This window comes from Lentisphaera marina (assembly GCF_028745505.1).
GTDB lineage: Bacteria > Verrucomicrobiota > Lentisphaeria > Lentisphaerales > Lentisphaeraceae > Lentisphaera > Lentisphaera marina.
The window spans coordinates 1,199,329-1,213,465 of sequence record NZ_JAQZZL010000002.1; the positions used below are offsets into that span (position 1 = coordinate 1,199,329).

The 14,137-nt window shown below is 43.7% G+C and carries 11 protein-coding genes; 6 read left to right on the top strand and 5 right to left on the bottom strand.

The annotated features are described in order from the left end of the window. Positions 1-113 precede the first annotated feature (113 nt). The 3 genes from PQO01_RS15805 to PQO01_RS15815 are packed head-to-tail and all read right to left on the bottom strand — an operon-like array spanning position 114 to position 3,006. Positions 114-971, bottom strand: a complete 858-nt coding sequence (locus tag PQO01_RS15805) for a sulfatase-like hydrolase/transferase (protein WP_274315054.1) — start codon at positions 969-971, stop codon at positions 114-116. Beyond that, positions 968-1,621: a sulfatase-like hydrolase/transferase gene (locus tag PQO01_RS15810; RefSeq protein WP_274315055.1), complete on the bottom strand. Its 654-nt coding sequence runs from the start codon at positions 1,619-1,621 to the stop codon at positions 968-970. Before PQO01_RS15810 ends, PQO01_RS15805 begins: the two co-directional genes overlap by 4 nt. 35 nt (positions 1,622-1,656) lie before the next feature. Then, complete coding sequence (locus tag PQO01_RS15815) at positions 1,657-3,006, bottom strand: glycoside hydrolase family 28 protein (RefSeq protein WP_274315056.1); 1,350 nt, start codon at positions 3,004-3,006, stop codon at positions 1,657-1,659. A 223-nt stretch (positions 3,007-3,229) separates the two neighbouring features. On the opposite strand from PQO01_RS15815, the gene PQO01_RS15820 reads away from it, so the two are divergent. The 4 genes from PQO01_RS15820 to uxaC are packed head-to-tail and all read left to right on the top strand — an operon-like array spanning position 3,230 to position 7,535. Then, positions 3,230-4,270, top strand: coding sequence for a TRAP transporter substrate-binding protein (locus PQO01_RS15820; protein WP_274315057.1), 1,041 nt, complete (start codon positions 3,230-3,232; stop codon positions 4,268-4,270). Beyond that, complete coding sequence (locus PQO01_RS15825) at positions 4,271-4,795, top strand: TRAP transporter small permease (RefSeq protein ID WP_274315058.1); 525 nt, start codon at positions 4,271-4,273, stop codon at positions 4,793-4,795. Then, on the top strand, positions 4,795-6,090 hold the full coding sequence (locus PQO01_RS15830; RefSeq protein ID WP_274315059.1) for a TRAP transporter large permease: 1,296 nt from the start codon (positions 4,795-4,797) through the stop codon (positions 6,088-6,090). The genes PQO01_RS15825 and PQO01_RS15830 overlap by 1 nt, the downstream gene beginning before the upstream one ends. Before the next feature lie 35 nt (positions 6,091-6,125). Continuing rightward, entirely contained in the window at positions 6,126-7,535 is a 1,410-nt protein-coding gene (gene uxaC, locus PQO01_RS15835) for a glucuronate isomerase (RefSeq protein WP_274315060.1), read from the top strand. Between the two features lie 76 nt (positions 7,536-7,611). Here the strand turns inward: uxaC and PQO01_RS15840 are convergent, their stop codons facing one another. Together PQO01_RS15840 and PQO01_RS15845 are read right to left on the bottom strand one after the other, a co-directional pair. Next, complete coding sequence (locus PQO01_RS15840; RefSeq protein ID WP_274315061.1) at positions 7,612-9,219, bottom strand: sulfatase family protein; 1,608 nt, start codon at positions 9,217-9,219, stop codon at positions 7,612-7,614. Further along, entirely contained in the window at positions 9,216-11,093 is a 1,878-nt protein-coding gene (locus PQO01_RS15845; RefSeq protein ID WP_274315062.1) for a sulfatase family protein, read from the bottom strand. Before PQO01_RS15845 ends, PQO01_RS15840 begins: the two co-directional genes overlap by 4 nt. A 169-nt stretch (positions 11,094-11,262) precedes the next feature. On the opposite strand from PQO01_RS15845, the gene PQO01_RS15850 reads away from it, so the two are divergent. Both PQO01_RS15850 and PQO01_RS15855 read left to right on the top strand, forming a co-directional pair. After that, positions 11,263-12,681, top strand: coding sequence for a c-type cytochrome (locus PQO01_RS15850; protein ID WP_274315063.1), 1,419 nt, complete (start codon positions 11,263-11,265; stop codon positions 12,679-12,681). 13 nt (positions 12,682-12,694) lie between these two features. After that, positions 12,695-14,137 carry a sulfatase gene (locus PQO01_RS15855; protein WP_274315064.1) on the top strand — a complete coding sequence of 481 codons (1,443 nt, stop codon included), beginning with the start codon at positions 12,695-12,697 and terminating at the stop codon, positions 14,135-14,137.

Genomic DNA, 14,137 nt, shown 5'->3' on the forward strand with positions numbered 1-14,137 from the left:
GAAATGAGCGATCTTACAGTGAGCCCAGCGTAGCTGGTCTTTCAACGAATAAAGTGAGCGATCCTATATAAATGCCATACTGCCCAAAAATAATTGTCTATCCTCCAGATGAATCAGCGCTGGGGCTTCTGGATGAGTCGCTTAAGGTCTCTTTCCAGTTCAGCCACTAATTCGGGCTTCTGCTGAGCCAAGTTATTGGTCTCGCCCGGATCTTTGGAAAGATCATAGAGTTGAGGCTCAGGACTCAATCCTCCCTCGATCTTTTTATTTTCCTCGATCCAAGGCTTGGATTCTTGAGCGGGAGGAATGTATTTGAGCTGCCCTTTCCTAAGAGAAAAATGACCACAGGATTCACGAAGCATCAAGTCACGACCATTGGATTTTTTACCTAAAAAAGTATCTAGTAAATCCAGGCTATCCAGAGCTTCGCCCTGCTCTAATTGATAATCCAGCAAAGACGCCAAAGAAGCGTATAAATCTAACTGATTCACCAGGGCATCACTTTTACCGGGCTTGATACGATTTGTCCAGGAAAGGATAAAAGGCACACGAGTTCCCGCCTCGAAAGTACTGTACTTACCTCCACGTAGTTTCCCGGCGGGCTTGTGTTTACCCAGCATTTCATAGCTCTTATCAAAATAACCATCACTCACTACGGGGCCGTTATCACTTGAAAAGACGATGAGTGTATTGTCTTTCAAAGCACGTTTTTCCAAGTGATCTATGAGCTGACCAGTGATATAATCCATTTGCTTAATGGCATCGCCGCGCGGACCTAATTTTGAAGAACCCTGAAAACGAATATCGGCCATATAGGGCACGTGAATATCGTGAAAGGAAAAATAGATAAAAAAGGGCTCATCTCGGTTTTGATCAATAAAAGTCCTAGCCTTGTGCAGCATCTGATAGGGAATTGTTTCATCTTTCCAACGCGCTGAATGACCACCCGTCATGTAGCCGATGCGACTCACGCCATTGACAATGTTTTCCGGTGTTGTTCATCAGCGGTGTATTTAACCAAGTTAGGGAAATCCAAGGCCGTTTTATCTTGCCCAATCTTTGCTCCATAACTAACCTCGATGGGATCCATGGGGTCGAGATTTAGAACTTTATGACCTTCAACTAGCACGCAGGGCACGCGATCACCTGTCGCCGGAATCAAAAAACTGTAATCAAAACCTATCTCGAGTGGTCCCGGTGCAATTTTACCATTCCAGTCGAGATCGCCATTGCCCAAACCCAAATGCCACTTACCAATCACCGCAGTTTTATAAGATTGACTTTGCAGCATTTTTGCCAAGTTGGTTTTATCAGGAGAGATCAACAAGGGCGCATCACCCGGCAAGATTTCTGCTTTACCTCGAAAGGCATAATTACCCGTTAATAAAGAATAACGCGATGGCGTACATGTCGCCGAGGATGAATGACCATCAGTAAAAACCAAGCACTGATCAGCCAACTTATCGATAGCTGGAGTTTTGATCTCTGTAGCTCCGTAGCAACTCAAATCGCCATAGCCCAAATCATCGACATAGATCACCACAATATTTGGTTTTTCTTTTGCAGAGAGTTGCACTGTTAATACTAATAAAAGTGTGAGTAAAACCCATATGCTTTTCATGTAAAGCGTCATAAATTATCTTTTCTGGACTGGGATTAGTAGCTCTTTTCGTTGATGCTTACTTCTTGCAGGTCAACCTGATCATGTGCGTTGATATCCAAGGCTTTTTGGGCTCTTTCAACTTTTACATTGCGGATAAAAACTCCCTTGATGGGTGACTCCACATGACCCTTAACTTCAATTGCCGTCTTGGTTTCCTTACAGGTGATATTCTCTATGTGGAAATTACGGAAAATCGGCGGGTGATGACCACCACGAAAGCTGTGGTAATCGGTCTGGAAACGTATTAAAGCCACGCTCGCTTTTTCTACATCGATGTTGCGAACATGAACATTTTCGATAAGTCCACCACGATCAAGGTTTGACTTGAAGTAAATAAGGTTGCGACCACTCTTGATCTTACAATTCTCAACGTAAACATTGCGTACTGAACCAGACATCTCGCTGCCAATGGCCATACCATTGTGCACCTCGAGACAGTTGTTATTGCGAATCACAATATTCTCAGACGGTCTGGCTAGCTCACGGCCTTCTCTATCGCGACCCGATTTAATGGCCACGGCATCGTCACCAGTCCTGAAAGTGGAATCTTCAATAAGCACATAACTGGAGGAGTCAATATCCACACCATCATTTTGCAGCCTTAAGCTTTCCACGTGAATATTGCGAATGGTAATATGCTTGGAATAAATGGGATGAATAATCCAGAATGGCGACTCAATAATTTTGATACCTTCTATCTTAATACGCTCACAATTGATGAACTGAATGAAAGAAGGACGCAGGTAATGACCCTTACCGAAAATGCGTTTCTCAAGGGGTGTTGCCTTATCACCCATGGTACGGAGCCTTTCCTGATCCGGGCGCTGGAGTTCAAACCAGCCCTTATAAACTCCCTGAGCGTTACCATCGATGGTGCCTTTTCCTGTAATAGCGATATTTTCACAGCTACTCGCATAGATTAATGAAGAGTAATTAAAGAGTTCCGTACCCTCCCAACGCGTGTACACCAAAGGAAGATAGTCATCTAAATTTTTACTAAACTTTAGCTTAGCCCCCTCTTCTAAATGAAGTTCAACATTGCTTTTAAAATGAATGGGGCCCTCAAGGTAGTAGACTCCTTTTGGAACGGTCACCCTTCCACCGCCAGCTGTATTGCACATGGTGATGGCGGACATAATTGCAGGTAAATCATTGCTCGTCCCATCTCCTTTTGCCCCTAATTCACGTATATCAAAAGAACGATCGGGGAAACTAGGCTCTTGAATATTTGCTAAAATTTCTTCTGCTTTGTCCCAGGGGTCATTCGCCAGTCCAGTACAGGATTGCGACAGAAATAAAACACAGTAGAAAATTGATAAAGTAAATATTTTTTTAAATAGCATAACAAGCTCCAAATAAGTTTTGTAAATGAGTTCAATAAACGAGTCGAGAACCAATGAGCTTTTTTGACAGGTCTGCATTTTTTTCTCAGGAAATGAATTTTTTACTATTTCTAAAAAGCCCCGCCCTGGTCCTTATCCCATTAGTTTTTCACCAGCAGTCAAAAAACAATTTTAGCTTTCGACCCATTCATACGAACAACTCAAATCATCTCAGAGAAAGCTTATGAAAAAAAATCAATCCTATTTCGTCGTGGGTCTCTTACTTGGTGCCCTACTCGCCAGTAGCGCTTTTGCCATGTTCCTGCGCATGCAAAAACAAGACGCCCTAAATGACGCCTTAGCCGGTAAGGGTAATAGCGCAAAAATCACCCTCAAACTAGGTCATAGCCTGGATGTGAACCATCCAGTGCATCAAGCTATGGAACACATGAAAAAACGCCTGGCTGAATTATCTGGTGGCAGCGTGGATGTGGACATCTACCCCAGTAGTGTTTTGGGTAATGAAACCCAATGCCTCGAACAGCTCCAAAACGGCTCCCTTGCGATGACCAAAACCGCGGCAGCAGCGATTGAGAACTTCATCCCCGAGATGCAGGTCTTTAGCTTGCCTTATGTCTTTAAGAGTCGTGATCATTACTGGAATGTACTCAATAGCGAAGTCGGCCAGGAGCTACTTCAAAAGGGTGAATCCAAGTACTTGCGCGGGCTCTGTTATTACGATGGTGGCAGTCGAAATTTTTACACCAAAGAAAAAGCTATTCAAAAACCCGATGATTTAAAGGGCGTCAAAATCCGCGTGCAAAATAATGCCACTGCCATTGCCATGGTGAAAGCCATGGGTGGCTCCCCCACCCCCATCGCCTGGGGCGAACTCTACTCGGCCTTAGCTCAGGGAACAGTAGACGGCGCCGAAAACAATTTACCCAGCTTTACTACCAATAAGCACTACGAGATCTGTAAACACTTATCCTTGGACGGTCATAGTCGCGTTCCGGACATTCTCTTAATGAGTAGTAAAGTTTGGCAAAAGCTGCCCCCGCATGTTCAAGAATGGGTTCAGCAAGCCGCCGATGAATCCCGTGAGTTCCAGAAAGAACTGTGGGCGCAAAAAACTTTAGAGGCCCTGGAAGAAGCTAAGAAACATGGCGTAACCATCTACGACGTCGATGTCCAGGCCTTTGCCGCCAAAGTCGCCCCCATGCTCGAGCAGGTCGAGAACCCAAAAGTTAAAGACTTACTCCACAGAATTAATGAGGTGGACTAAATGATTAAGCTAATTATCAAAGGAAAATCTTTCCTAGTTAAGATCCTCGAGCTCATGCTTATCTTCTCCGTGGGAGCCTTAGTCCTAGACGTGGTTTGGGGCGTCTTCACCCGCTATGTCATGGGCGAGCAAGCCAAGTGGACCGAGGAACTGGCACGTTTTTTACTGGTTTGGGTCTCCCTACTGGGTGGCGCTTTAGCCTTTGGCACCAAAGGTCACTTGGGCGTAGATTATTTTGTCGGAAAGCTCCATTGCGATGCCCGCAAATTAATGACTCTGATTTCCCACTTCATCGTACTCTTATTTTCTGTCTCCATCTTCCTTTACGGCGGATCTTACATCGTAGCCGAATCCTTAAAACTCGAGCAAATGACTCCGGCTCTGGGTTGGAAAATGGGTTACGTATATTTGGCCCTGCCGATCTCGGGCTTCTTCATGCTTTTATTCACACTGGAAAACCTCTACGAGACCATCATCACTCCTGCAGGTCAACTACACGAAGCCGATGGCGAGGAGCTCAACTAATGGAAATGACCGCTTTTATTTTAGTCACGGTTTTTGCCCTGCTCTTGATCATGAATGTGCCCATTGCGGTTTCCATTGCCCTGGCAAGTTTTGCCGCTATCCTGGTTGAGGGCTCCGATCCCTCTATCGTATTAGCTGGCAAGATGGTCAGCGGCGTGAACTCCTTTGCCCTACTCGCGATCCCCTTCTTTGTCTTTTCCGGTCACCTCATGGGTAAAGGAGGTATGGCACGGCGACTCATTGATTTTGCCGGTACGCTAGTGGGCTTCCTCCCCGGTGGTTTAGCTTACGTCAATACCTTGACCTGTATGCTCTTTGGCTCCATATCGGGCTCAGCTTCTGCCGCAGTTTCATCGGTGGGTGGCTTTATGATTCCAGAGATGAATCGCAAGGGCTACAATCGCGAATTTAACGTAGCGGTGACCACCACGGCAGCCACAACCGGCCTGATGATCCCCCCCAGCAATATTATGATCGTCTATTCCGTTGCGGCGGGTTCGGTTTCCATTGCCGCCATGTTTATGGCGGGAATCCTCCCCGGTGTTTTAACCGGCCTCTTTATCATGCTCGTCTGTGGCTACTTCGCTCTAAAAAAGAAATACAAAGCCGAACCACGCTCATCCATTAAAGAAATCTTCGTGGCTTTTAAGCACGCTTTCTTGAGTTTGTTTTTAATCGTTATAGTCATTGGCGGTATTCTTAAAGGCATCTTCACAGCGACCGAGGCCGCCGCTTTTGCCGTGGTCTATGCCTTTATTTTATCAGTTGTCATTTACCGCGAGATCAAGCTCAGTCAGATGCCGCAAATCATGCTGGAAACGGGTGTGACCACCGCCATTGTCATGCTACTCATTGGTGCCAGCACGGGTATGAGCTGGATCATGACCATGGCCAATATCCCCCAAACGGTCAGTGCCGCGCTCATCGCTCTTTCAGATAATCCCATTGTCATTTTGCTGACCATTAATTTACTGCTGCTGATTGTGGGCACTTTTATGGATATGACTCCCGCGGTATTGATCTTCACCCCGATCTTTCTTCCCGTAGTCACGGCTCTAGGCATGCACGAAGTTCAGTTCGGCATCATGCTCATCGTCAATTTGTGTATTGGACTTTGTACGCCGCCAGTGGGCACCTGTCTTTTCATTGGTTGCGGAGTTGGCAAAACCTCAATTGCCAAAGTCTCGCCCATCATGATCCCCTTCTTTATTGCGATGATCGCAGCTTTGCTTTGCGTCACCTACATCGACTCCATCACACTCTGGCTTCCACGCTTACTCAACTTAGTTGATTAGCCCCCTCACATCTTAATTTACAAGGATACTTAAGTATGAATTCATTTATTCACGATAACTTCTGTTTGGAGACAGAAGTCGCTCAAAATCTTTATCATAACTATGCGGCTAATCAGCCCATTATTGATTATCACTGCCACTTATCACCTCAGGAAATTGCCGAGGATAAACGCTGGGATAATATCACCCAGGTTTGGCTCTATGGCGATCACTACAAATGGCGTGCCATGCGTAGTAACGGCGTTTCGGAAAGACTCTGTACGGGCGACGCCTCGGATCGCGAAAAATTCAGTGCCTGGACTGAAACCGTGCCAGCAACCCTGCGCAACCCACTTTATCACTGGACGCATTTGGAGCTCAAGAAATACTTTGGCTATGAAAAACTGCTTTCTTCCAAAACGGAAGATGAGGTCTGGAATCTAAGTTTAGAACGCATGTCCGAAACAAGCTTCTCGACTCGCGGACTCATGAAAAGCAGCGGAGTTAAACTAGTCTGTACAACTGATGACCCCATCGATTCCCTGGAGCATCACGTCGCCATTAAAAACGACCCCACTTTTGACATTCAAGTACTTCCAACTTGGCGACCAGACAAGGGCATGGCAGTTGAAAGTGCAAGCGAATTTAATCAATGGCTCGACGCTTTAGCGGAGCGTTCCAATACCGACATCACTAACTTCGATTCCTACATGACCGCCCTCAATAAGCAGCATGATTTTTTCCATCAGGTAGGCTGTCGCTTATCTGATCACGGCATCGAAACGGCTTACGCGCTGGATTACACTGATCAGGAAATCACAATAATTTTCGATGAAATCCGCAGTGGCAAAGAACTCACTGAGCTCAAAATCCTAAAATTTAAATCAGCTATGCTCTATCACTTTGGGGTCATGGATGCCGCAAAGGGCTGGGCTCAGCAGTATCACCTTGGCGCTATTCGCAATAATAATTCTCGCCTCTTCAAAAGCCTTGGGCCAGATACCGGCTTTGACTCCATCGGCGACTTTGATTTGGCTCGTCCTTTAGCTAAACTACTAGATCGCCTGGACTCCAGTAATCAGCTCGCCAAAACAATTCTCTATAACCTCAACCCACGGGATAATGAAGTTCTAGCCACAATGATCGGCAACTTCCAGGACGGTAGTGTAGCAGGCAAAATGCAACTGGGATCCGGTTGGTGGTTCCTGGATCAAATGGAGGGTATGACTCGTCAGATTGAATCACTCTCTCAGTTGGGCCTACTCTCCCGCTTTGTGGGTATGCTCACCGATTCGCGCTCCTTCCTGAGTTATACGCGCCACGATTACTTCCGTCGTATTCTATGCAATATACTTGGCAACGATGTCAAAAAAGGCTTGCTACCAAACGATATCGCCCTCCTGGGAAATATGGTCCATGACATCTCCTACAACAACGCCTCCAATTACTTCGGCTTCGAACTCTAAATCATCTTAAAACACAAAAGCCTTACCCATTTTCATTTGGGTAAGGCTTTTTGTATCTTAAAGCAACTTTTGCTAGTTATTTTGGAGTCTTCTTGGCTTTTTTGGCGCTTTTATCTTTCTTGCTTGAATTATCTTTCTCAGTCTTATTCTTTTTGTCGTCTTTGGCCTTGCCGCTGCGGGAGTAAATGGCTTGGGTTCTTCTCTCCTCGGATTCCTTAGTGACTTTCTCCAAATGAGCTGAAATCGCTTTAGCATCTTCCCGATTTTCAAAGAGCTTTAGAAGTGGGTCACGGCTTTTCTGCATAAACTCAGCCATAATTCCCCTGAGTTCATTGAGCTTGGTTTCATACTCTTTTTTGGTGATTAAGTTATCTAGGGCATCGGGGTCTTTTTCGTAGTTATAGAGTTCTTCCGGAACTCTAAAGTTGAGCATATTTAAGCGTTGTTTCCAAAACTTATCACTCTTTGCGAGACGGCTCATTTCTTCGTAGGCGGCCATACCTTTTGTAGCAGTAGAGAACTTTCTCTCGCCATCGGACCAGAGGTTGCAAATATAGGCGAAGTCTCTTGAAATTATCGAGCGCGTGGGCTGGCGATTACCGCCAACATTTTCCTCGTACATAGTGTAAACATAGTCACGGTCCTCTTGCTTCTCACCCTTTAAAACAGGAGCAAAAGAACGTCCATCCAGGCCCGTGATTAGATCAAGACCAAGCATATCTAAGATCGATGGAAAGATATCAATGGTGCCAATCATGTGTTGTTTATCAATTGCCCCCTCTTTTGTGACACCCGGCCATCTCACAATAAGGGGAGTTCTTGAGCTATGGTAATAATTTGCGGTTTTGGCAAAGGGCTCGGGCATACCGTGATCTGACAAAAAAATAAAGATAGTTTTGTCGTAGACTCCTGTATCTTTTAAGGCTTTTATAACTTGGCCAAATGAATCATCTGCGCGGCGAACGGTGGAGTAATACGCCGCCAATTCCTGCTTCACCAAATCTGTTTTTGGTAAAAAATTAGGAACGACAATTTCATCTACAGAAAAAACCTTACTTGGCACATTATCCAGATCATCCTTGTTCATGCCTAGTCTAGATTCTTTTTTATCCCAGTTGTAGTAACCCGTGTGGGGATCATGAATATCCATAGAAAAAAAGAAGGGCTTCCTGGCTTTAATTGCCGCCTTTATGCCCATTTTTGTGTAGCGATAAAATGACTCCGGCTTGCGGATATTTTCTTTTGTCTCTTTCAAAATTACATCGTAATTCAAGTCGAAAGCCGGATAAGGATGATAGGGATATGAATGCTTAGACTTACCGCGAATTATGGTGAAGTAACCCTGCTTGCGAAGGACATCGGGAATTGTTTGAAAGACGACTTGCTCCTTTGGCAAAGCATAGAAGCCCTCTACTCCGCTATTGTACAGGTATCGCCCCGATGAAATGGCATTTCGCGAAGGGATACAGCTTGTGGCATGGACGTGGGCATAATTAAAGCGAAAAGAATCCTGGGCAAACTTATCAATATTTGGTGTGGTGCCTTTTACTGGCGCGCCAAAGGCTCCAATTGAATCAGCACTCATGTCATCGACAGTCAATAAGATGATATTGAACTTTTGTTCATTGGCCTGTGCCCCTATGGATAAGAACATTAGCCCCAAAGTGAAGATCAATAATTTCATTTTTTCTCCTTCTGTTTAGCTTTTCTTTTTAAGGCTTTTGCTTTAGCGGCAAAATTTGTACCCAGGAGGTAGTCAATGCGCCTGTAGGTGAAGTAGCTTTTGACATTTATTTTCTCCAATTCCACATCAAACTTGTAGCCATGACCATCGCGCAAAAGCACTAATGAATTGAGTGTTAGCAGAGTCTCTGTTTCGCTGGTGGATTTCTCTAAAACATCGAGGATGACTTGGGCGGGATCTTGGGCCTTTATGATGGCCAAAAACTCCGCTGCTCGAACGCGTACTAAAAGCTCTTCATCATGAGCTGCTAATTCTTTTGCTTTCGCCACAAAGGCGTGAGCTTGCTTGCCAAAGCGACTGCAATTGATCAAGGCCCAATAACGAAACCAGGGAGTTGTTGAATTTAAGGCCTCTAATAAATCCTCTTGAACTTCTTCAAAAGAACTTAGCTGTAAGTTAGCTAAATCAATGAGCTCAGCAATATCATCCTTCTTTTCTATGCCCAGTTGAGCAAAAACCTTTAAATCACCATCAACCATGATGGACTCCGGGAAAAAACTTAAATCAGAGATCTCTTTTAGGCGATCAGATAAACGCTCCCGCATCCAAAGCAGCTGCTCAGCGTATTGCGGGTTGGAAGCTAAGTTATTTGTTTCATAAGGGTCTTTTACTACATCGTAGAGTTCTTCCACTGGTCGGGACTTATAAAATTGACTTTGCAATTCATTTAGTTCTCCCTTTTCATGGAGTTCCCGCCATTCCCTGTAAGCCGCCATTTTATAGCGGTAGTTATTGTGCAAGCCACCATAATTAAAGGGTTGATAATTGCGCTTATACTTTAAGTCCCCTTTTCTCAAACTGCGCACTAAATCATATTTTTCATCAAAGCGATCAGCAAAGCCAAGGGTTTCGTCACGATTTTCTAAATCCTCTTTACTTATTCCCGGTCCCATGAAGGCTTTGCCATCAATTCCTGATGGCGGCTTAATGCCTGCCAAGTGCATTACGGTGGCGCCCACATCTACAAACTCGATAAAGCCATCGACGCGCGTGCCTTTTTCAAGGTCCACTAAGTGCTTAAAATTCTCGGGAATGCGCACGACAAATGGAACGTGAAGACCCGTTTCATATAAATAGCCCTTGCTCCCGGGCATGACTCCACCATGATCACCAAAATAAAACACAAAGGTATCTTCCAGAACACCATCTTCTTGGAGCATGGCGATGACATCCGCAATTTCTTCCTGCATGCTTTTGATCATCTTGTTATTAGCGCGATGGGCCTGGCGAAATAATGCGGTATTGGGGTGACGGGGAGAGACAAATTCTTCCACAACACCTTGGGCATCTTTTTCTCTATTTAATCTTTGCAGGTGGGATTCATGGGAACGCTGGAGTTGCTGCTTGTGAAAAAAGGGCTGAGCTTCTTTGCGCTTTCTCCAATCTTTTCTGGACATCCAAAAATTGTCATTATAAGTGAAGTTATAATCATTTTTGCTTTCGTAAGAAGTGTGATAACCCGCTTCGGCCATGACCGCATATATTGGTTTTACGTCTTCGGGGAGTCGTGTGTCTCTTACTGAACGGTGGTGCTGAATACCCATTCGCGGCGGGTAAGAGCCCAGTGCCAGTGTTGAGCGTGCCACCGAACAAACCGGTGCATTGGAAAAAGCATTATTGAAGATAACTCCCTGCTCGGCGAGCTTATCAATATTCGGTGCTTGAGCCCCCGTCTTGAAATACAGACTGGAATAATGAACCGAATTATCTTCTGAGATCAGCCATACAAAATTGGGTTTTTTAGCCTCGGCTATAGCATTGGGAGCGAGAGTAATCAAACAGAGAAAACTCTGTAAAATAAATTGTTTTGTCATGAAATATATCTCCGTCATTTTAATGAAAAAAAAATCTTTAAAACGAGTCGCTGAATGCGCAATTTTTTTGACTCAAAAATTAAAAAATAAATCAATCCGCGTGAAAGAATTAATCATTACATGTGGATTGAGATAATATATAATAATCACAAAATAGGTTTTAAGTAAAATGAAATATTTCATCATAGTTCTAGTAATCTTGGGGAGTTTACAAATCTCAGGAAAAGATAAAAAACAAAAAAACACGCGAGCATCGATTCAGGAAGAATACAGTGGTGAACGCGATGCTAAAACGATCCGTATGGCCATGGCCTCCAAAGCCTTTTCCTGGCTTAGTGGTTCACCCGCTGATAATGAAAAATTATCAGTTGGTAAATCTGCTCAATTCTTTGGCTTTGTTGCTTTGCGTTATACTAGTGGAAGAGCGGCAAAAAGAGGTAGTTTAGGAAGAGCTTTTGAAGCCATTGCTACAGAAAAACAAAAAACCTTAATGGTCGATGCAGTTGAGCAAGAAGCAGAAGTCATGAAATTGTGGTGGGATTGTCGCAGCAAAATTCTTCGGCATCTGGAAAATCATCTTTACACAGGCCAGGTTTTCAACACAAAGGAATTAAATGCTTTAGCCAAAGAGTTTGGCTACCTCAATGGAAAAGCGGGACTCATCGAGGCACGGGCTTTTGCTAAATTGGAAGATAGCCTTAGTGAAAGTCATTGGGCAAAAATGAAAAACTTTAGAAAAAACCCAGATCTTGCAAATTCCCAAGATAATAATAAAGGCAAAAAAAGTTCTAATTTAAGTCGAGAACAAGCCGCCCAATATGAAGATCTCTTTGCAAAATGCTTTACTTGGTTGACGGGCAGCATGAAGGACAATCAAGTAATCCCCCTTGGTCAACCTGCGCAGTTTTTTGGTTTTGTTTCTATTCGTCACAAGAGTGGGCATGGAGCAAGTCGAGGTCAAATTTCAAAAAGTTTTAGTAAGCTACTTAACCATGAGCAAAGTCAACTATTGGATAAGTCAGTTGCCGAATTACAGCCATGGATAGAAAAGTTTATTAAGCAGCGAAACGCGCTACTCCTGGAGATGGATAAATTACGCAATAGCCCAGGAAGTTTTGATGCCTCAGTTTATAAAAAAATATCTGAAGAGCTGGGACTAATTGAAGTTAAATGTGGTCTTATCGAAGCATCTTGTTATCATCAAATCCGCAAGATGATGAGCGACAATCAATTGGCTAAAATGATGGATATTCGGTCAAATTATATTGTGGACCAAGAGCAAATGGAAAAACTCAATACTGTTGAACGAGGTGCCAAACTTTATAATCTGTGTTCAGCTTGTCACAATAAAACTCTCGCACCAAGTCTAACAGGGGTTTTTGATCGAAAAATTGCCTCTTTGAAAAATTATGAATATTCATCGGCAATACAGGCTTATGCTAAGGGCGCATCGTGGGATGAAGTCAAGCTAGATCATTTCTTGAAAGCACCAACGCAGGTTGTGCCAGGTACGAAAATGGCTTTTCAGGGGATTCTGAATAAGGATGACCGCACAGCACTTATTGAATATCTTAAAAAACTTAAATAAAGGAATTTAATCAATGAATAAGATAACCTTATTGCTAACGGCATTCTGTTCCATGACTCTCGCGGCCGTAGAGAAGCCAAATATCATTTTCATTATCTCGGATGACCAGGCGTGGGATGGACTTTCCATAGCCATGCATCCAAATATGGACAAGTCTAAGCACGCTTATATTCAAACTCCCAATTTAGCGAAACTAGCTAATGAAGGCATGCGTTTTTCTGCCGCCTATGCTCCATCACCCGTTTGTGCAGCCACTCGGATTAGTCTCCAAACAGGGAAATCGCCAGCTGCGCTACATTGGACTAAGGCCGCCAAGTCAGTAACTGAAAAAAATAATTATCCACTTATCCCTCCAGTAAATATCAGAGATATTCCTGAATCTGAAGTCACTATAGGGGAGATCCTTCAATCTCAAAATTACCTGACGGCGCATTTTGGTAAGTGGCATATAAATGGAGGTGGGCCTGCAAAACATGGCTATGATGAGCATGATGGCGATATTGGCAATGAGTATGCCGCTAATTATGCGGGGGATAATCCAGTTGATATTTTTGGCATGGTAAAGCGATCGATTAATTTTATGGAAAGAGCTCAGCGTGAGCAAAAGCCCTTTTATCTCCAACTATCATTTCATGCCTTGCATGCGCCCCAAAATGCCCTTCAATCGACTATCGAAAAATATAAAACCCTAGTTCCAAAGGGGAATGAAAAAGAAATCGGACGCGCTGCTCTTTCAGAAAATCTTGATTCTGGAATAGGTCTTCTCTTAACTTCTCTTGAAAGACTTAAGCTCACAAAAAACACCTACATAATCTATATGTCTGATAATGGTTCTGGAGGAAAAAAGGGGCCATTACGAGGAGGCAAAGGCGATGCTTGGGAAGGTGGTATTCGTTCACCAATGATCGTTAAAGGGCCCCATATCAAAGCTGGGTCCTGGTGTCATCAAAGAGTAGTCGGGTACGATTGGTATCCAACTTTTTGTGATTGGGCTGGAATTAAAAAACTTCCAAAGCACATCGAAGGTGGCAAGCTTAATGATGTACTTACATCAAATAACAAGGGAAAAATCCACCGTACTCGTGAAGAACTGGTTTTTCACTTCCCTCACTATCAAGGAGATACTCCTCATACAGCTTTATTTTGGGGAGATTATAAACTCATGAAGTTTTATGAAAGCGAAAGGCTGTTTCTTTTTAACATCAAAAAAGACATTTCAGAATCAAATGATCTATCATCAATTTTACCAGAAATGACAGATCAAATGCACCAAAGAATGATTAAATACCTTGATGAAGTGAATGCGCAATTACCTACTTCAAATCAAAACTACGACCCCAATAAACCATCTATATCTAGTAAAGGAAAAAAAGGGTCGAAAGGAAAAAAAGGGGGTAAAGGAAAAAACAAAGCAAGTAAAAATCATCCGATTAACGATGAAATTAGACTTAATTGA

Excerpts from the sequence above, each read along its gene's own strand:
- PQO01_RS15810 (WP_274315055.1), bottom strand. The coding sequence starts at position 1,621 with ATGAAAAGCATATGGGTTTTACTCACACTTTTATTAGTATTAACAGTG.
- PQO01_RS15815 (WP_274315056.1), bottom strand. The coding sequence starts at position 3,006 with ATGCTATTTAAAAAAATATTTACTTTATCAATTTTCTACTGTGTTTTA.
- PQO01_RS15820 (WP_274315057.1), top strand. The coding sequence starts at position 3,230 with ATGAAAAAAAATCAATCCTATTTCGTCGTGGGTCTCTTACTTGGTGCC.
- PQO01_RS15825 (WP_274315058.1), top strand. The coding sequence starts at position 4,271 with ATGATTAAGCTAATTATCAAAGGAAAATCTTTCCTAGTTAAGATCCTC.
- PQO01_RS15830 (WP_274315059.1), top strand. The coding sequence starts at position 4,795 with ATGGAAATGACCGCTTTTATTTTAGTCACGGTTTTTGCCCTGCTCTTG.
- uxaC (WP_274315060.1), top strand. The coding sequence starts at position 6,126 with ATGAATTCATTTATTCACGATAACTTCTGTTTGGAGACAGAAGTCGCT.
- PQO01_RS15840 (WP_274315061.1), bottom strand. The coding sequence starts at position 9,219 with ATGAAATTATTGATCTTCACTTTGGGGCTAATGTTCTTATCCATAGGG.
- PQO01_RS15845 (WP_274315062.1), bottom strand. The coding sequence starts at position 11,093 with ATGACAAAACAATTTATTTTACAGAGTTTTCTCTGTTTGATTACTCTC.
- PQO01_RS15850 (WP_274315063.1), top strand. The coding sequence starts at position 11,263 with ATGAAATATTTCATCATAGTTCTAGTAATCTTGGGGAGTTTACAAATC.
- PQO01_RS15855 (WP_274315064.1), top strand. The coding sequence starts at position 12,695 with ATGAATAAGATAACCTTATTGCTAACGGCATTCTGTTCCATGACTCTC.